We start from the raw sequence: 19,658 nt of genomic DNA, 5'->3' as shown, positions 1-19,658 counted from the left end.
ACCTGACGGGTGGGTCTCAGCGGGCCAGGCGGATGCGGCCCTGGCAGCTCGCTAGACTGCAGCGATGAATTTTCGGAGTCCGTGCCCTGTCTCCTCCAAACCAACACGGATCAGAACACAGGTTCGGGTCAGGGCTGTCTCTCATCCATGGGCTGGACTACAATCCATCCATCAGTGCCTGATGGATGGAGAAATTCATGGCGCGCACAAGGATCGAATACGGCGGCAGGTGGGATGACCAAGTCGTCGAGCAGGAGCTAAAGATTTCCCCGCTGGCAGTGCCCCCGGTCGATGCCCCTGTGCTTACCGTGGACGGTCTCGTCGAACCGGATGCCAGCGCGTGGCTGGCTCAAGTGCACGCACGCACGTCCGGCACCCAGACCGCCAGATCTTACGCCGAAAGCCTGCGGCAATTCGCCGCGTTCATGCTTCAGCGAAACACCAGTCTGCGGGGTGCCCGACGCGAACATGTCGTCGAATATGTCAGGTACCGCACTATCGAAGAGCCCACGCGCGTCTCAGGCATGACGTGGCAACGCGACCGGACCACCATTAAGCAGTTCTACGAGTGGCTTCGTGAAACCTACGGTATCGACCTGCCTTTCACACTCGACATTCTCCCTACTGAGCGGGGCCCAGTAACTTCTATGCGCGAGGGCCGCGGGATTCCCACCGCCAGCGCATCCGGGACCCCGCTCGAACCCCCGCAGATCCAAGAACTCCTAGCGGCCGCATGGGGGATCCGCCCGAACGCCCGACTCCCAGACGACAGCCGCACCAGCGCCCGCGACGCGGCATTCATCTCACTGGGACTTGCTTGTGGAGCCCGGGCCGACACATTGACTCATCTGACAGTTTACGAACTGCCTGACCCCATCCGGCCAGGGGACGTGGTTGAGATGTACCTCCCTGGCGCCGTCAGCAAGTCCCGTCGGGAGGTCAGGCTCCCGGCATTCCGGCGACATCTACAACCTGTCTATGACTACCTCAGTGGTGCCCGTCGATTGTTGTTGCAAGCCTGGATGCCGCATAACCCCATACGGGTGGCCGCGCCGCCGGAGCCAGGTAGCCGTGAAATCAAGGACGTCCACGGCAACAGGTATCGCTTCAACGAGATGACCGTCGATCAACGCCGGCGGTTGCTAACCCCCGCAGGGGAACCCGCGATGCTGTTTCTCTCGGTGCGGGACGGTGCCCCGCTCTCCTACCATGGGACCAAAGAAATCACCGCTGATATCTCCCGTATTGCCGAAGAGAACGCCCGCACCACCGGCAGATTCTTCCCCCACGTACACACCCACGACCTGCGGCATACCTACGCTACTCACCTCGCTGCCCTGTTTATGCTCGGCATCGCCACGAGTCCGCACCGAGACATGCACGGACGTCCCCACCGGGTCGATGTTCGCAGCGCGGTCAGAATGGCGTCGATCGGTCTTGGACACGTCAGCGAGGCCACCACGGCCCTGTACATTCAGCAGGTCGGTTTGATGTGCCTGCGTTACAGCGTCGATGAATTCCTGGGACCCAACTGATGCCTGCCAGGAGCGACCGCACCAGACAGCGACGCCGGGTTACAGATGACCGCGGTGTCCACGTCAATTTTATCACCCTGGCAGAAGCCGGTCCTGATGGGGGAATCCGCGTACAAACCCGGGGAAGAAGCACAGAAAGCATACATAGGTCGCTTGGGATTACACCGTCGGCACGACAGCTCACCGAGGCTCTTCTGAACAGTTTATACATTCACGGCGGAACCTGGACATCTAACGAGACGCTGACTCAGCAATATCGCTTTTGCCGGAGATTTCTTGAGCGATTGGAAACCGAAAGTGGCATCAGTGACCTTTGCGATCCGCGACTCACTCCGGAGACAGTGTGGGAAGGGATCCTGGCGCTTGGAACAAACGTCAGGCCACAACGCAACCTCCGAACCCTTCTCGCTGACACGCTCCCCACACTCCGAAAAGATGGAAAGGCTTACCGAGAGTACCTTTATGGCAGATCTCTATCGGTCGAGAGATCCCGGGTCCAGGGCTATGAGCCTGACGTTGCCGTGGAAATTGAGAGAATCGCGCGGAAACAGATCGGTCAGTGGTTCCAACGGCACCGGGAGGCGGTGCGGATTGCATTGGGGTCCTTGCCGCACGACTGGCTCCACCGGGATGCTACTCAACTGGTTCCGGAGGGAACCAAGACCTGTCCACCGTCCTTTACGGTCAAGCGAGACGATCTTGCGGCTGCCATGGTCCTGCTGGCCCTAATTGATGACAAGGGACCCAACCTGGCCACTATTCAGTCCTGTACCAGTGACTCTGTCGAAAGAGCTAGTGATGACACCGGCTTTGTAACCGCTATAAAGGCACGTAATCGCGAGGTGCTTAGAACCCCTGCACCGGCCGGTGGTCTCTATAGCTACGGTGGCTTGCTTGAATTTGTCGCGGCGGCGACCCGAGTCGACCGGATGCTACGAAGTGGGGGCACCGATTTTGATCGGCTCCTCTTCGTTGCCACGGGAGCAATCACAGTCTTGGGCCGGACAGGGGTGAACACGTGGTGGTGGTACGAACGGTCTTGGGACGGCGCCGGACCAGAGCGTCCGGAAACGCTTTCATTCCAGCGCCTCCGCAAGACCGCACTTCTGCGCGGGCAACACCGAGGCCACAACCTCATCGGCCAAAAGGAAACCACCGCACGCCTTTACCTGGCCGACGCCCTGCCTGATGCCATCCTTACCCCGGGACTCCTGAACACCCAAAAATCCATGGCTGACTACTGGCGGTCCAAATATCGAGCCGTAGCGCCCGCGATGACGGTCGACTCTGCGCAGTCCCTCTCCGGCGCCCAGGCAGCCGAAGTCGTCCCGCTCATCCAAGCCGAAGCGGTGATGGATGTCGGAGTAGCTGCCTGCATCAGCAACGGCCAGTCACCGCAAGACGACAACAAACCCTGTGGCCTTGGGCCAGTGGCCTGTTTCGTCTGCCCCAACGGATACCGGATTCCGGAAATCATCCCCGGTCTGATTGCCACCGTGCAGTTCACCGAGAACATCCGTAAGTACGAACCCCAAGAGTGGGTTACTGGGGAAGCCCCCGCTCTGAACTCACTAGCGCGCAAGGCCCTGGGGCAATTCCCTCGACAGTTTGTCGAGGCAGTACAAGCTGAAGAGATCGCCAACAGCCGCGCCCTTATCGCTTGCGTTTATACGGAAGGCCGCCGTGACTGACAACTACTCAAACATCCATGCGCTACCCATCCCAGGTGCCCGTCCTAGTCTCGACGAGACCATTGACTTGCGAACCCTAATCCCCCTTGCCGCAACTGTTGTGGGACCGATCCGCTACGGAGCTCGAGTTTGGGATTTCGAGGGCTACCCCTTTGTCAACCAAGGGCAGAGGAATCTGGACTTTAGTCAGATCCCTCCCCGGTGGCGCCACGTGGTCAAAGACTGGGTGCTGCTGCGCCTCAACCCTGAGTTGGCAAAGAGCGGCGCTTCGGGACTTGACACCGATGATGTCATGGCTCGGGCTGGGGCCGCCGAACGCCCCCTGAAACTGACCACCGCTTTCACGCACACGCTTCGCCTAGGCATCTGCCTCAAGGTCATCGAACAGAATGCTTGGGGACAAATGGGCCCGAGGGACTGGTCCTCATTCGCCTCACAGATAGCTGAGGCCAATCCGGACGTGACGGCACACACACTCGCTGCTCATACGAGGCCTCTGTTGTCTCTGTGGACCTACAGGGGGTTACTAAGGGTGCCGAATATGTTCGGCGGTCGACCCTTCAACGGCGCGACCCCAGAACAAGTCTTTAAGGCGCCTGTCCGCGGCCTGAACGTTGATCGCCCTGCGCCGGAACTTTGCGGCCCATTGCTTGGCCTGTCGCTCTGGATCATCGACCACTGCGCCGAGGACATTCTCGCCCGGCTCGAGTTTCTCGAAGCGGTTCCGGACTGCCGTCACCTGAGCCGCAGCGAACAGATTGAAATCGTGACGCGGCGACTACTGGAGTGGGAAAAAACGGGCCGCCCACTACCAGGGTTCGTTACCTTGCACAGTGGGGAGCTGGTCCCGGCCTGGGCGACCTTCGTAAGACTCTCGGGATGCTCCAACCAAGTGTTGGGGAGGCCTGTAGGTGAGGCTCGGACAGTCCTGATGAGGATTCTCGTTAGCCGCGGGGTGTCCGCGTCGGAGGACGGCTTCGGATTGCCCATCTCAAGCGCTCCTGCGCATGATGGCTCTCAGCGGCCATGGATCGATTCTTTGCCCGCGACACGTTACGGGTTGGGTTTGGACTTCTGGGTGGGAGCCCTGGCCTACTGTTGTGCTTTCGTCATAGCGATGCTTACTACCGTGCGTGATAGAGAGCTCGCAGCTCTTCCGCACAACTGCATCTCGGACGCTTGGCACGAAAGTGGAGATGCGGACATCCCCGTGACCCTTATGCGGGGGTATCTGGTTAAGAATCGAGCGGTGCCGACACCCGCGACCTGGGTTGTCGGCGACGACGTGATACACGCCGTGGAACTAATTCACCGACTGAAAAGGGCCCTTCAACTCCTACCGAGGCCCCACCCTGAGACAGGTCAGGAGGTCCTACTCCACCCAGGCTTAGGTCGGGCGGTGCAGAAGCAAATTCGCGGGGACACGTTGCAACTCGCAAACGACTACCTCGAACGTTTCCAGCGGAGCGCATCCCACCTCAGCGCGCGGGGTCACACACCTCCCCTGCCTGCATTCCCCGATAGGCTGTCGCACCGAACTATTCGCATCACAGGTATCGAGGCTTATGCGAGCCAGCCCTGGGGAGATGCGTTGGCCGCGGCTCAAGCGCACTGGTCGAGTCGCACGGTCGCGGAGGGATACCTCGGCCACCTTCCGAGGTCCGTATTCGTCGCGGATCCCGAGTCAGTGGAAGAAGTTCGGCAACTGACCACAACCCAGGTCCTTCTGGACGTTGCCAGGGATGCCGCTGCAACGGGCAGCTCGGTTGCGGGAAACGGGGTCGATCGCCTTGAATCTGTGCTCAACAACGCCGACGCCTACGAACTGGTCACGGGTCCAGTCACGAAACGTCAGTTGTTGCAAGTTGCCAAGGAGAATGCCAATGTCTTTATCGGAGAATTCTCCATCTGTGTCTTTGGTCCAGGCGGATTATGCGGCAACGAGGAGGAGGCTGACTTCAAACTATGCAGGCCCTTCGCCTGCAAAAACTCAGCCATGACCAAGTCACAGCGCGCCCGCCTAGAGTTGCGCCGTCGTGCATGGGAGCCGCTGGGCGGTGTATTTGATCGGGCACGACGAAAGATTGAGCAGGATGTTCCTGGGCTGGCCAGAGAGTTCAAAGCATGGAATGACGCTCGCCTTCGGAATTTCGTTCTGGACGACTTGCCGGGACGCTACATGCAAGCAGCGAGAGGGGTTGACGAGACATGAGCAACCGTGATCTCGCCGAGGCCATAGACGAGGCGCTGAATGCCCGCGGGGCCCGTGGGAAGCCGCCAGTCCCGCTGCAGGCCTTGATCGCAGGCGTCATTATCTGCAGCCAGGAGAAGGTGCCCAGTCGAATAGGCATGGCCAAGGTAGCTGGATACTCCTACGGCAGTTCGCAAAAACACTACGCCGCACTACTTACGACCATCGTGGATAAGGTTCCAACCTTGGTCAGCGAAATGACTGCTGGTGAGATCGATGCAAACGCAACGGCGAGGCTCACCCAAGAACTTCGTCAGCGGGACGAGACAATAGCGCACCTCCGCCAGGAGTTGAGGGCACATACCGAGCGTCAGGAGCATGTGAAGCGCTACGCACTCGCGTTGCACGAGCGACTTCGCTTCATGGAGGAACAGGCCGCCGCAGAAGGCGGGGCGTACGTGGTTCCGTTGCACCCATTGCCATGACGATCTATGTCGAAGCATCATGGCCGTAGAGGGGCTGGTGGACGGGGCGCCGAAGCGTCACTCTGGTTCGTCTGCTCTTGACGCTCTATCCGGGGGTAGTCCTGCCCCTTCAACCCCTTGAGATCGATCCTTTGGAGCACTGCGTTCCGCACCAGTCTGCCACGAAACGAGCTTTCTGAATGGTCCCCGTCGCCCTGGAATATGATTTTGACGATTCGACTAGTGTGTAGTGGAACCAAGGTAGCGCCTATGGGTGGCTGCCCGTTGCCCGTTTCCCAGAACTGGAGAATTGCCTCACGTGTCTGTCCTTTCCGGCTTCGTGTGGAGTGTCGCCGACACCCTGCGCGGTCCGTACTCCGAGGCTGAGTACGGCTCGGTCATCCTTCCTTTTACGGTTCTGCGTCGTCTCGAGTGCGTTATGAAACCGCACCGCGAATCGATGGCGACGATCGTAGGGCAGTACTCAGGTGAGCAGCAGCGGCGCACGCACCTGAAGCTCAAGACCCGCTCCGAGGACAGTGCTGGGCTGTCGTTCTGGACGACCAGTGAATACTCCCTTAAGAAGGCGCTGCAGGACCCGGAGAACCTCGCAGAGAACCTCATTGACTACGTCGCCGGATTCTCGGCGAACCTCGACGTGTTCCAGTCTTTCGACTTCGAGAACGTGATCCGCACGCTAGATGCCCGTGGCCGGCTCGCCCAGGTCGCCCGCCACTTCGAGGGAATCGATCTGTCGCCCGATACGGTGTCCAATGCCGATATGGGCGACCTGTTCGAGAATCTCATCTACCGGTTCGCCGAATCGGCTAACGACGGGGCTGGCCAGTTTTACACACCCCCAGACGTCGTCAGGCTCCTCGTCGATCTTGTCTACGCGGAAGACACCGAGGCGTTGCGTGGACGCGGTATCGTTCGATCGATCTACGATCCCACCGTAGGTACCGGCGGCATGCTCACTGTCGCCGACGAGCACTTGCGCAGGTTCAACCCCGACGCTTCGACGGCCTTGTTCGGGCAAGAGATTAACCCACGCACCTATGCCATCTGCAAGGCGGACCTCCTCATTACGGGACAGGACCCGTCCAACGTCCGTCAGGGTGACACGCTCGTTGTCGACCGGTTTGAGGACCGGCGCTTTGACTACGTCCTGTCCAATCCGCCATTCGGGACGGATTGGAAGGCCGTCGAGTCCGAGGTCAAGAATGAGCACGCACACGGCGGGCAGGGGCGATTCGCGCCCGGACTGCCGGCAGTCGGCGACGCAGCGATGCTTTTCCTACTCCACGTCGCCTCGAAGATGCGCGACGTTGATGAGACGGGCCGCGGAGGTAAGGCCGGGATCGTGCTCAACGGGTCGCCGCTGTTCAACGGCGGCGCGGGCTCAGGTCCTTCGAACATCCGCGGCCACATGCTGGAGAACGATCTAGTCGAGGCCATCGTCGCGCTCCCGAACGATATGTTCTACAACACCGGTATCGCAACATACCTGTGGGTCCTGTCCAACAAAAAGCCACCGGAGCGCAAAGGCCAGGTGCAGCTCGTCGACGCCACGCGGCTGGGGTCGAAGATGCGCAAGTCGATCGGTTCGAAGCGAGTCGAAATTTCCGAGGCCCACCGTAAGGACATTGTGCGCGCCTTCGTTGGCGATCAGGCCGATGTGGACGAGCCCGTCGTGCCGGTCAAGGTTTTCGCCAACAGAGACTTCGCCTACTGGACCGTTGTGGTGGAAAGACCACTGCAGCTCCGTTTCGAGTGCACCTCCGAGAGGCTCCGTATGGTCGTCGAGAATAGGAAGCTTAGCCACATCGAAGGACTCGTCGAGGCGCTCCAAGCGTTCGGTGACGATCGGTATCTGAATCGGGAGAAGTTCAACCATGCTCTTGGCAAGCACCTCGAGGACCACCTCGTACGATTGACCACGCCACAGCGCAAGACCCTGTGGCAGACCATCGGCGTGCACGACGAGGCCGCCGACATCTGCCGTGTCACGTCGGGCAAGAACACGGGCGACCCGGAGGCTGACCCTGCGCTGCGCGTCACCGAGAACGTCCCTTTCGGGTGGGGTGGGCACCCCAAAACTCACGAAGCGCTCGAAGAGACCGTTCAAGCTTATTTTGACGCCGAAGTAAAGCCCCACGTAGCGAACGCATGGATCGACCGGGACAAGGCTAAGACTGGCTACGAGATCCCCTTCACTCGGCACTTTTACACCTACGTGCCACCCCGCGCGCTCGGAGAGATCGATGCTGACCTTGAGCGTGTCGTCGGCGAGATCATGACCCTGCTGCGTGAGGTTGAAGGATGACTGCTGTCCGAGACCTCGTCGACTCGGGTGTTGAGTGGTTGGGACAGTTGCCTAGCGATTGGACCGTTGCCACCCTCGGGAGGGAGTGCTGGGTCCGGGCTCGTCTCGGCTGGAAGGGGCTCAAGGCAGATGAGTATGTCTGCGACGCGGGCTACCCGATGCTTTCAACTCCCGATATCAAAGGCCCCAGCATCGATTTTCAGTCCGCGGCGCGAATCACCAAAGCTCGCTTTGACGAGTCGCCGGAGATCATGCTTCAAGTCGGCGACGTTCTGCTGACCAAAGACGGCTCCACGATCGGTACCGCGAATATTGTTCGAGATCTACCAGAGCCAACGACTCTGAACGGCTCGATCGCGCTTCTTACACCATCTCGACTGCTTGATGGCCGGTACCTGTACTACGTCGTCGTATCGCAGTACGCGCAGGCAGTCTTCGACAGGTTACGTGGTGGTGCGGGGGTACCTCACCTCTTTCAGCGCGACATCAATCGCGTTCGTATCCCGCTCCCACCGCTCGATGAGCAGTGCGCCATCGCTGAGTACCTGGACCACGAGACGTCCCACATCGACGCGCTTATCGCCAAGCAAGAAGAGTTCATAGGGCTCCTGCACGAGCGTCGGACAGCAACGATTGGGACCGCAACGGGGTGGGAGCGTGAGCTTCCAGACTCCTGGAGGCGTCTCCGCCTTCTGCACCTGTTCAAGTCAACAGGAAGTGGTACGACCCCGGCGAACGACGAAATTCTTGATGCCGCATCGGGCGACGTCGCCTGGGTAACTACAAGTGAATTGCGGGAAGAACGAATTGCGACCACCCAACGCGCAATCTCCTACTCGACGGTTCAGAAGTACTCGGCGCTGAAGGTGTTCCCCGCAGGAACTCTCCTCATCGCAATGTATGGAGCAACAATTGGGAGAACAGGGATCCTGGGGTCCCCTGCCGCAACTAATCAAGCGTGTTGCGCGTTGGTGGGACCCGTCGGGGCGTCGGCGGAATTCGTGGAATATAGCATCATTGCGGCGCGAGAGTGGCTCCTGCTCGAAGCATCAGGTGGCGGACAGCCGAATGTCAATCAGGAGAAGGTGCGATCCTTCCGGATTCCTGTCCCTCCGCTGGACGAGCAGGAGGAGATCGTAGCAGGCCTTGAGGAAGTGACCCGTCGCATTGGCAACCTCATTGGTAAAACAAGGGAGCATATCGCTCTGGCCAAAGAGCGTCGCTCGGCGCTGATCACGGCTGCAGTTACGGGACAGATTGACGTGCGCACGGCGCGGAAAGTGAGCTGAGGACAATGGCCGCACCTGACGGGACTCGTGAGGAGGTATTCGAGGCTGAAATCGTCGAGCATCTTGCCGCGAATGGGTGGGAGTACAGCGAGAGCGATAGGGGTTATGACGTTGACCGGGCAATCTGGCCCGAGGATGTGTTCTGGTGGTTGTCGGAGACGCAGCCCGACGAGTATGCGAAAGTCGTCCGGGTTGGATCGAGTGCGGAAGCTGCGGACCGCGAAGCGCTGCTCACCTCCCTCGTGTCTCGCCTCGATACGCCGATGAACTCGGGCGGAGGGACGCTGAATGTGCTGCGCCGGAAGTTCTCCCATACTCGGGGTGCGACCGCGCACCTGCGGATGTGCCAGTTCAAGCCAGCCACGACCCTGAACCCGCGCGTGAGCGAGCATCACCGAAAGGTGCGGTTGCGGGTGGTCAGGCAGGTGCACTTCTCCCCGAAGCGCGGCGACTCTCGTTCGATCGACCTGGTGTTCTTCGTCAACGGCCTGCCGGTGGCCACCTGGGAGCTGAAGTCGTTCTTCAAACAGGAGTGGCGAACCGCCGTCACTCAATACAGGAAGGACCGCGATCCGGCCGGACAGCCGCTACTCGGATTTGGCACCCGCGCCCTGGTGCACTTCGCCGTCGATGATGATCAGGTTCACATGACCACGAAATTGGCCGGCGACAAGACATATTTCCTGCCGTTTAATCGCGGTCAGGACGAGACGGGCGCGGCGGGGAATCCGCCTAACCCTTATGGTGCTTCCACTTCCTACCTCTGGGAACAGGTTCTGCAGCGAGACAATCTCTTGGCCATCCTGGGGTCGCAGATGTTCCTGAAAACTGATGCCGACGCGGATCCCGCGACCGCCAGAATCAAGCGATCCACAGCACTGATGTTCCCTCGATATCACCAGTGGCGCGCGGTGACAAAGCTAGTCGAGGCCGTCACCGAGGAGAGGCCTGGCCGCCGGTACCTGATCGAACACTCGGCGGGATCCGGCAAGACGAACACGATTGCGTGGACGGCGCACCGACTTGCCCGGCTCCACGACCAGACGAATGCAAAGGTGTTTGACAAGGTCCTCATTGTCTCTGACCGCCGCGTCCTTGACGCACAGCTCCAACAGGCGGTCGAGCAGGTCGATGACACGGTCGGCACCGTCGCGATCATAGACTCGGCGGCCATACGGCGTTCCGGCGGTTCGAAGTCCCGAGCGCTGTTAGACGCTCTTATGGGTTCGGCGCTCATCGTCGTCGTCACCATTCAAACCTTTCCCCACGTTAAGAAGCTGCTGGAAACTACGCTGGGTCATCGGAACTTCGCGGTGATAATTGACGAGGCGCACACGTCTCAGTCGGGCAAGACGGCAAACGATTTGAAGAAGGTCCTCACCGAGAGCGGCGAGATCACCGACGAAGACGAGCTCGACAGTCAGGACATCGTCAACCAGGTTGTAGAGTCCGAGTCCGCCCGTGAGCAGCAGATCGCTGCCGAAACGGCAGCGCGCGCAGGGGCACGGAACGTGTCCCTGCTGGCGTTCACGGCCACGCCTAAGAACAAGACGAAGTCGCTGTTCGGACGAGAGAACGATGAGGGGAAGCCGGTCTCCTTCGACGTCTACCCCATGCGGCAGGCGATAGAAGAGGGCTTCATCCTCGACGTGCTGCGCGGCTACCAGACCTACCGGACCGCCTTTGCGATCGAACAGCATGGAGAGGTCGGTCTCGTCACAGAGATGACCGCCGGCGGAGCCGACGAGGAAGTGGACCGCCTCGTCGACCCGAAGGTTGCAACACGAAGAATTATGCGGTTCGCAAACCTGCATCCGACGAACGTCGGGCAGAAAGCCGAAATCATCGTTGAGCACTTCCGCGCCAACGTCGCCCACCTCCTAGACGGCCACGCCAAGGCCATGGTCGTGACCGACTCACGTCAGGCCGCAGTTCGCTACAAGATGGAGACGGACAGGTACATTGCCCGAAAGGGGTATGGCTATCAGTCCATTGTGGCGTTCAGCGAGAAGATCAGTGACGACGAGTACGGCTTGGACGATGCCACCGAGGCGTCCATGAACCCGGGCCTCGGATCAGACTTGGCTCGGGAGTTCCGCCGGCCCGAGTACCGGCTCATGCTGGTTGCTGACAAGTTTCAGACTGGCTTCGACCAGCCGTTGCTGTGCGCAATGTACGTGGACAAAAAGCTGCCCGACGTCCACGCCGTCCAGACGTTGTCGCGGCTCAACCGCACATATCGGGCACCCTCGGGCGAGGCGAAGGACCGGACTTTCGTGCTCGACTTCGTCAACGACCCCGACGAGATCCGGCAAGCGTTCCTGACCTACTACCTGGAAGCCCACGTAGAGACGACGACAGACCCCAATCTTGTCCACCGCCTCGCGACCAAACTGGTCCAAAGGCGGATCTATACGCCGACTGACGTCGAAAAATACGCCGAGGCCTGGTGGGCCCCCAGACAGTCCCACGCAGCTCTTTCTGCCGCAGTGAGGCCGGCGCGCGATGAGTACGTGAACCGTTGGGCGAATGCTTCCGAGGTCAGGGACAGTCAAGCGCTGGATGAGCTCCGGACCTTCCGTAAGGATTGCGCGTCCTACGTGCGTCTGTACGACTTCATGTCCCAGGTAGTGGACTACGGCACTAGTGACTTGGAGAAGCTGGCTGAGTTCCTGCGCCAACTCACCCACCTGTTGCCGTCCGCGGGTTTGGACGGCGACGTGGACGTATCCGGCCTCGAGCTACGACGGGTTCGGCAAATCGATCAGGGGAAGGCTGAGATCAGCCTGTCCGGTGATCAAGACACGCCGAGCCTGACCGGCATTACTGGACTCGGATCGGGCGTCTCCCGCCAGGACCCGCAACAGGCGCTGTTGTCCGAAGTCGTCGCTCGGATCAATTCGCTATTCGGATCGGAGTTCGCCGACCCGCAGGTCGAAGGCTTCGTGATCGCTGCGGCCGGGATGGCCGAGGAGGATCCACACATCGCCGCCCAGATCGATCACAACGCGCTCGATCAGTTCATGACTTCACCTGAACTGCGCGAGACTCTCACCGACGCGGCTGTTTTGAACGAGGGCGCTTTCGGGAAGCTCACCGGTGCGCTCACGGGCGACGGGGATCGCGCTGACGAGTTCATTCGTCTCATCGGCGAGTATCTATATCAGTCGCGTCGGCTCCGTATGGACGATGACTAAGAATTGAACGAGTCACGCGCAACAGGTGACGAATGACAGTCATACTTGTTGGAGATTTGCGAGTGTTGTTTGCAAGACCGGGGTGGGGGTTTTCCGCGGTCTGGTAGTTGTGGAACGCACTGCCTGCTTTCCATCGAGCGGGAAGAGCGAGTCATGCAGAATGACCATCCCACAGTGCGAGAGAGCCTCGCGTCTCCGCCGAGCGTGCCGTTCGCTGACGCGGAAGGTGACCGACTGAATATGAAGCACACCACGAGTCCCTGATTGGATCGAGTCCTGGTGATTGGGTGCCTGAACCGTCTGAACCAGAGCCGGTCCCCCACCCATGTATAGACCCACTTTCGGGCTCAGATCGTGCCGGCCACGTCCTCGTGGAAGCTTTGCAATCCGCTGTCGTAGAGATGCGGCATCGAGTCCGGGCCAGGGACGCGGCGGCGCCAGGGGGAACATGTCGACCGGATCGTCAGCCCCGTACCTTGGGCGTTCTTGTAGCTTTCCACACAGTCACTGCTCGCGAAAGAAAGACTTCCTCGTTGGCGGTTGTCACGGAGACTATCCGATCGATTCGTTGACTTCTCCCCTGGAAGCGAGCCACATTGTGTGCTCACGGCTGATCGCTTCCTCGGCGTCGGCGACAGACTTAGGCCAATCAGCGTCGCTTACTGCCTTCAACGTAGAGATTTGCTTCTCAAGTTCAGCGGCAGTCAGGGCGTAGGCCGAACTCAGTGTCGTGTGCTGTTTTAGCGCCAACCACGCCGCGGCCGCCCCAACTCCGGCGGCAATCACTCCAGCTAGGTCAATAGTCCATCCTCCGAAAAGACGACCCGCTGCCAAGATGATAGCTACGGTCTCCGCAGTCAACAGCGCAGCGCGCCATTGTCTCGAAGCCCTCCTGTTAACATCCGCTTTCCGTGTGTACCAATCTCTCTGGGCTTGCGTCCGACCAGACAGGTAAGTTGATCTGCGGACTTGGATAGACGACTGGCGCAGAATACGCATCGCCTTAGTTGGTGAACTTCCGTCGCCGCGAGGTAGGGGAACCACCTGCGACACTTCCGTAGCAACTTGGCTGAGACGCGTCCGGAACAAGTTGTCCACTTCCCCGTCGGGGAGGTCGAGAAAGAAGGGGTCGGCACCGACGGAGTATCGCCAGCTGAGCGTCTTTGTCGATTCAGCTCCGGCTCTCGCTTGATACCACCCCTTTTCCGGACGCTCCATCGCAATGTAGAGCTCGGCCACGAACGCTGCCGCAAAACCGAGAAGTGCGATGACGGCCCAAGTGTCTACTTGGCCGACGACGAAAGAGAAGATTCCCCCAAGTGCACCTACGAATACTCCGAGCAATCGCACGCGGTTGCAGTTCAAAGTCGCTTTCTGCGCCTTGAGGGATGCGCTGTCGGCGGCGATGAAGAAAGGTGGTAGGTCTGCATCGTCGAGCTGAGACACCTTACCCAGCATTTCTTAGACGCAGGGGTCGGCTGTTGTCCACGACGTCTCCATGGGTCGACCGCCGATTATAGGCATTATCTATCATGGCGGCGAGGATTGCGGCGGACGAAGGGTATTGCATCCATCTTGCGTACCCCGCGTCGCCGTCCAAATTATCTTTGACACGTTCGGGAGGTTTCCTCCCTGGCAGGCCGGAGACAGAAGGGAGCGTGACCGCCACAAGACCGTTGCGTGAGCTAGTTGACGTGTTGCGGAGAGAGGCAGCAATCTCCCAATCGACAAAACGGCGGCCCCACGTTGCAGCGCCCACCATGACCAGCGTGACTGAGCTGTCTCGGAGATAGAGCTGACGTATACGCTGTTTGATGTAGTCGGGGTTGGTGCTGTCGATTATGTCACCAGACATCGAGGCACCGATTCCACGGGAGATCAGTATGTCGTGATCGTGGTCGAAAGTATTTATGAAAGAGGAGACTTCCTCTTCGTCACTATGGTGGTAGGAAATGAAGGTCTTATGCCGCGTGTATGACTTGAGAAGGGTCGCCATGAGAGTCCTTTAATAGATGTACGTCTTACCCTAGTGCTTTCGACGTGATGCGCCCAGAAGGGTGCTCGTAGGCGGCAGAGAGAATACGATTCGACCGACGGCAAGGGGAGTCCATGTTCCGGATCTTCCCCGGTTAGAATCACGACAATGCTTTACCGGACAAATCGGGAGTGATCCTGGTGCGTAAGTCCAGCCACTGCCTTCACACACTAGACGAGATGTCGGGAATAACGAGGCCCTCCCGACTGGAACTTCTGGCGGCTGCGAGTAGTTGAGGAATCCGGACCCAAAGATCGTGCAGAGCAGCTCGCTTAGCAGCTTCCACCAGCGGGTCGGCGTAACCCCGAGGTACCTGCTGGTCGCCGTGATAATCGCGCCCATCGTTTCTTCATGGGTGGGACCGCCATTTCAGTGATGCGACGCACAAGAGGCTCAGTGGCAAGCCTCCTGATCTCGTTGCGCTCCAGCATGGTCATGGCCGAAGCATCTGGCGGGATGACACCAAGGGATACCCTGGACCTCGCAGGTCGACCCCGCAATGCGGTCGCGAGCGACCCTATTTTCAGCCCACGGGGCGGGGCGGCATCTGGTCTAGCCCTCCGGCGGACCACGTCTCTGCGGTTTGGTCCCGTGGTCGATGGCAATGTTCGTCAGTTCTGGCACGCCGAAGCGGGATTAGGAGACACCATCAGGCACGCAGGAAGTAAGAGACACCCACGGATTCCGAAAGAAATGACGACCACGGCGCACTCCCCCCGACGAGAGATCCTGCTCGGGGCGCTGCTGCCGGCGTTCATCTTCAGCGTCGGCGCCGGCGCCATGATCCCGATCCTGGCACCTTTCGCCGTGGAGCGTGGCGCCACCCTCGCTGTGGCGGGACTCATCGCCGCGATGCTCCCCCTGGGTCAGATCCTCGCGGATCTGCCCGCGGGGGCGTTGGCAGCGCGCGTCGGGGACCGCCGTGCCATGCTGCTCGCCGCCGGAGCCGCCGCGCTCGGCTTCCTCGCTGCGGGGCTGGCCCCCTCGCTGGTCACTCTCGGTGCCGCCGTCGCCCTGGTCGGTGCCGCGAACGCGGTCTTTCACCTGGCCAGGCACTCCTACCTGACCGAGGTCACACCGGTGCATCAGCGCGCCCGGGTGCTCTCCACGCTGGGCGGAGTGCACCGGATCGGACAGTTCATCGGGCCATTCCTCGGCGCCGGGGTGATCCTCCTCGGGGATCTCCGCGCGGTGTTCCTGCTTGCCCTGCTCACGGCGGTCGCCGCTGGCGTCACGGTGTTGCTGGCCCCGGAGATCGACACCCGCCCGGAACGGTCCCCCGGAGTCGCCCGGGCCGGATTCGGTCAGGTGATCGCCACCCACCGGGATCTGCTGCTCACCCTCGGCGCCGCGTCGATGCTGGTCGGCGCGATCCGAGGGGCCCGGCAACAGGTGCTCCCGCTCTGGGGCGAGCACATCGGTCTGGACCCCACCACGATCTCGCTGCTCTTCGGCCTCGCCGGCGGCATCGACATGCTGCTGTTCTATCCGGCGGGCAAGATCATGGACCGGTTCGGCCGACTCTGGATCGGGGTGCCCTCGATGGCCTGCCTCGGACTGGCGATGGCACTGGTGCCCCTGGCGCATTCTGTGCCGGTGCTCGCCGCGGTGGCGGTGTTTTTGGGCGTCAGCAATGGGCTCGGCTCCGGGGTGATGATGACGATCGCCTCAGACATCGCACCGGCCGATGCGCGCCCGCAGTTCCTGGGCGCCTGGCGGCTCATGCAGGACCTCGGGATCGCCGCGGGGCCGCTGACCCTGGCCGCCGGAGCCGCACTGGGCTCTCTGGCGGCGGGCATCTGGGTGGCCTCCGCCATGGGACCGCTGGCAAGCGCCGGTCTGCTGCGCTGGCTCCCGCGCTATTCCGTCCATGCCAGCCGTCGGACCCGCCGGGCCGCCGGGCTGGAATGACGCCGGGTTGGCATGACGCAGGGCCGGCATGACACAGGGCCGGACTGAGGCCCAGCCCGGAACGCACCCGCCCCGTGAACGGGGTCCCTGGTGACCTCAGACCGCTGTCGGCTGATCAGGCGCGGGTGCGAGACGCGCCGTGCTGCGCCGGACCAGCAGATCAAATCTCAGATCCACCTTCTCCGGCTGCACCCCGCCAGACTCGACCGTGGCAAGGATCAGCTTGGCCGCCATCGCACCCTGGTGCTGCGCATGCTGGTCCACGGTGGTCAGCTCGAAGAGCCCGCCGAGCTCGTGACCATCGATGCCCACCACGGACAGGTCTTCCGGGACCCGCATGCCCAGCTCGCGCGCGGCGAGGATCGCGCCGATGGCCATCTCATCCGAGGCGGCCACCAGCCCGGTCATCCCGGTGCCGGGCATGCCCAGGAGCTGCCGTGCGGCGTGGAAGCCCCCGGGGATCGTGAAATCTGCCTCCCCGACGAGCCCCGGGTGGGTCTGCATGCCGCGCCCTCGAAGGGTCCGGTCGAAGCCCTCTCGACGCTGACTCGGCACCTTGTAGTCGGCGTCGAACCGCTCAGCACCGCCGAGGAAGCCCAGCACCTCATGGCCCAGCTCCAGCAGATGCGCGGTGGCCAGTTCCGTGACCGCCAGGTCATCGATCGCCACGCCGGGCAGCACCCCGGACGTGCCGCCGATGATCACCACTGGGATGCCCAGTCGCTTGAGCTCCTGCTCCTCCCAGTCACTGAGCTCCAGGGCCACGACGACGACGGCGTCGACCCGCCGTCGGCGAAGGAATGCGCTGAAGATCTCGCGACGCACCTCAGGGTCGCCGGTGACGTTGTACAGGGTCACGTCGTAGCCGGCGCTGGTGGCCTCGTCGGAGATGCCGGTGAGCACGGTGTTGAAGAACCACCGGTGCAGCTCCGGCATGATCACCCCGAGGTTGCGCATCCGACCGGAGGCCAGGCTGGAGGCCGCCGAGGAGGCCACATAGTCCAGCTCGGCCGCGACCTTCTGGATCTTCGCGCGCGTGCTCGTCGAGACGTTGCCGCGTCCGCTCAGGGCACGGGACACCGTCGCTGCGGAGACGCCGGCCGCTCTGGCGACGTCGTCGAGGCTCGTCATCGGCCGTCGTGCCGGCGGAGCCAGACGGTGCAGTCGGCGGGAACCTCAACCCCGTTCAGCTCTGCGGTGCAGAGCAGCACCTCGTGCTCAGCCGGCAGCGGGATCGGCTGGGACCCGGTGTTCGCGAGCACCACCACATCCTGGTTGGCGAACATCAGCGCGGCCTCTTGGTTGCTGGGGAGCCAGCGCAGCTCACCCAGTCCCAGGTCGTGCTCGGCGCGCAGCGCCAGCATCTGCCGGTAGAGGTTCAGCGTGGAGTCCGGGTCGCTGCGCTGCACGTCCCGGGCCAGGCTCTTCCAGCGGTCCGGCTGTGGCAGCCACGGCACGACGCCGCCGGTGAACCCGAAGCTCTCAGCCTCGGCAACCCAGGGCAGCGGGACCCGGCAGCCGTCGCGTCCGTAGCGCTCACCGGCGGTGCGGAACCAGGTCGGGTCCTGACGCGCGTCGTCGGGCAGGTCGTGGACCTCGTCGAGGCCAAGCTCCTCGCCCTGGTAGATGTAGGAGGAGCCGGGCAGCGCCAGCATCATCGCGGTCGCGGCGCGCGCCCGGGCCAGACCGGTCTGCCGATCCGGCAGTCCCGGGAAGTCTGGTCCGATGCCGGTCCCCTGCGGGTTCTCCCCGGTGAGCGCAAGCCTGGTGGCATGGCGGACCACGTCGTGGTTCGACAGGACCCAGGTGCTCGGCGCCCCCACCGCATGGAACGCGCGCAGCGAGTCATCGATGACCCCGCGCAGCTGCTCCGCCTCCCACTGGGTCTCCAGGTACTGGAAGTTGAAGGTCTGGTGCATCTCATCCGGGCGCACCCAGAGAGCGGCCCTCTCCACGGAGGACACCCATGCCTCTCCGCAGAGGGCGCGGTCTCCGGCGTACTCTTCAAGGACCAGCCGCCAATCGCGGTAGATCTCGTGGACCTCGGTCTGCTCGAAGTACGGCGCCGGGGCTCCTTCCCCGCCCATCGAGGCGCCGTCGGCGTCGGGGGTGTAGTCCGGAAAGTCCTGATCCTTGACCAGTCCGTGGGCCACGTCGACGCGGAATCCGTCCACCCCACGGTCCAGCCAGAAGCGCAGGATCCGTCGGAACTCCTCCTTGACCTCCTCCTTGGACCAGTCGAAGTCAGGCTGGCTGGAGTCGAAGAGGTGGAGATACCACTGGCCGGGGGTGCCGTCGGGTTCGGTGATCCGGGTCCAGGCGGGGCCGCCGAAGATGGACTGCCAATTGTTCGGCGGCTCCTCCCCCTGGGCTCCGCTGCCGTTGCGGAAGATGTAGCGGGCGCGCTCTGCGCTGCCCGGCGCGGCGGACAATGCCTGCTGGAACCAATCGTGCTGGTCCGAGGAGTGGTTCGGCACCAGGTCGACGATGACCCGGATCCCGAACTCGTGCGCCCGAGCCAGCAGCGCATCAAAGTCGGCGAGCGTGCCGAAGATCGGGTCCACGTCGCAGTAGTCGGCGACGTCGTAGCCGGCGTCCTTCTGCGGTGAGGTCATGAAGGGGCTCAGCCAGATCGCGTCCACTCCGAGCTCATCCAGCTCCCCGAGCCGGGCGGTGATGCCCGGAAGATCCCCGATTCCGTCGCCGGAGGAATCGCTGAAGGAGCGCGGGTAGATCTGGTAGATGACCGCGCTGCGCCACCACTCGGCGGCGGCGGCGCGCTCAGCGGTGGTCCGCTCGGCGCGAGGGGCGAAGTCGGTGGGGGCTTCGGGGTTGCGCAGGTCCTGGTGAACAGTCATGGGTCAAGCATATCTGCAAGCGCTTCCACTTGTGCAGCCCGATGGCACAACCGCTTCCAGCGGTGCCAGGCGATGCGATCTGGACGAAAAACGACTGATGATGCGGCATAAATGCTGGTCAAGCGGACTCGCACGAGGAATCCGAACGACACGGAGAGAGA

The 19,658-nt window shown here is 61.9% G+C and carries 12 protein-coding genes; 8 read left to right on the top strand and 4 right to left on the bottom strand.

Features of this window, described 5'->3' with window-relative positions; translation table 11 throughout:
• Nucleotides 1–197: 197 nt before the first annotated feature.
• From ACHAA4_RS01310 to ACHAA4_RS01280, 7 genes are all read left to right on the top strand, one after another.
• On the top strand, nt 198–1,535 hold the full coding sequence (locus ACHAA4_RS01310; protein WP_435772395.1) for a site-specific integrase: 1,338 nt from the start codon (nt 198–200) through the stop codon (nt 1,533–1,535).
• A gap of 521 nt (nt 1,536–2,056) precedes the next feature.
• Nucleotides 2,057–3,226: a hypothetical protein gene (locus tag ACHAA4_RS01305; protein ID WP_435772394.1), complete on the top strand. Its 1,170-nt coding sequence runs from the start codon at nt 2,057–2,059 to the stop codon at nt 3,224–3,226.
• Nucleotides 3,227–4,913: 1,687 nt separating this feature from the next.
• Nucleotides 4,914–5,438: a hypothetical protein gene (locus ACHAA4_RS01300; RefSeq protein ID WP_435772393.1), complete on the top strand. Its 525-nt coding sequence runs from the start codon at nt 4,914–4,916 to the stop codon at nt 5,436–5,438.
• Nucleotides 5,435–5,902 (top strand): hypothetical protein, encoded by a 468-nt coding sequence (locus ACHAA4_RS01295; protein WP_435772392.1) that lies wholly within the window; start codon nt 5,435–5,437, stop codon nt 5,900–5,902. Before ACHAA4_RS01300 ends, ACHAA4_RS01295 begins: the two co-directional genes overlap by 4 nt.
• Before the next feature lie 298 nt (nt 5,903–6,200).
• Nucleotides 6,201–8,207, top strand: coding sequence for a type I restriction-modification system subunit M (locus ACHAA4_RS01290; RefSeq protein ID WP_435772391.1), 2,007 nt, complete (start codon nt 6,201–6,203; stop codon nt 8,205–8,207).
• Complete coding sequence (locus ACHAA4_RS01285) at nt 8,204–9,496, top strand: restriction endonuclease subunit S (RefSeq protein WP_435772390.1); 1,293 nt, start codon at nt 8,204–8,206, stop codon at nt 9,494–9,496. Before ACHAA4_RS01290 ends, ACHAA4_RS01285 begins: the two co-directional genes overlap by 4 nt.
• Nucleotides 9,497–9,501: 5 nt before the next feature.
• Complete coding sequence (locus tag ACHAA4_RS01280; RefSeq protein ID WP_435772389.1) at nt 9,502–12,693, top strand: type I restriction endonuclease subunit R; 3,192 nt, start codon at nt 9,502–9,504, stop codon at nt 12,691–12,693.
• Nucleotides 12,694–13,245: 552 nt separating this feature from the next.
• On the opposite strand, the gene ACHAA4_RS01275 is transcribed toward ACHAA4_RS01280, so the two are convergent.
• Both ACHAA4_RS01275 and ACHAA4_RS01270 read right to left on the bottom strand, forming a co-directional pair.
• Nucleotides 13,246–14,139 carry a DUF4231 domain-containing protein gene (locus ACHAA4_RS01275; protein WP_435772388.1) on the bottom strand — a complete coding sequence of 298 codons (894 nt, stop codon included), beginning with the start codon at nt 14,137–14,139 and terminating at the stop codon, nt 13,246–13,248.
• Nucleotide 14,140: 1 nt separating this feature from the next.
• On the bottom strand, nt 14,141–14,689 hold the full coding sequence (locus ACHAA4_RS01270) for a TIR domain-containing protein (RefSeq protein ID WP_435772387.1): 549 nt from the start codon (nt 14,687–14,689) through the stop codon (nt 14,141–14,143).
• Between the two features lie 732 nt (nt 14,690–15,421).
• Between ACHAA4_RS01270 and ACHAA4_RS01265 the strand changes: the two genes are divergently transcribed.
• Nucleotides 15,422–16,639: an MFS transporter gene (locus ACHAA4_RS01265; RefSeq protein ID WP_435772386.1), complete on the top strand. Its 1,218-nt coding sequence runs from the start codon at nt 15,422–15,424 to the stop codon at nt 16,637–16,639.
• A gap of 96 nt (nt 16,640–16,735) precedes the next feature.
• Here the strand turns inward: ACHAA4_RS01265 and ACHAA4_RS01260 are convergent, their stop codons facing one another.
• Entirely contained in the window at nt 16,736–17,770 is a 1,035-nt protein-coding gene (locus ACHAA4_RS01260; protein ID WP_435772385.1) for a LacI family DNA-binding transcriptional regulator, read from the bottom strand.
• On the bottom strand, nt 17,767–19,497 hold the full coding sequence (locus ACHAA4_RS01255; protein WP_435772384.1) for a glycoside hydrolase family 13 protein: 1,731 nt from the start codon (nt 19,495–19,497) through the stop codon (nt 17,767–17,769). The genes ACHAA4_RS01260 and ACHAA4_RS01255 overlap by 4 nt, the downstream gene beginning before the upstream one ends.
• Nucleotides 19,498–19,658: the final 161 nt, after the last annotated feature.

The sequence above is a fragment of the Nesterenkonia maliinae genome (assembly GCF_051262655.1).
In the GTDB taxonomy this organism is placed as follows: domain Bacteria; phylum Actinomycetota; class Actinomycetes; order Actinomycetales; family Micrococcaceae; genus Nesterenkonia.
The sequence above is the reverse complement of the archived record's forward strand: the minus strand, read 5'-3'. Positions and strand labels throughout refer to the sequence as shown.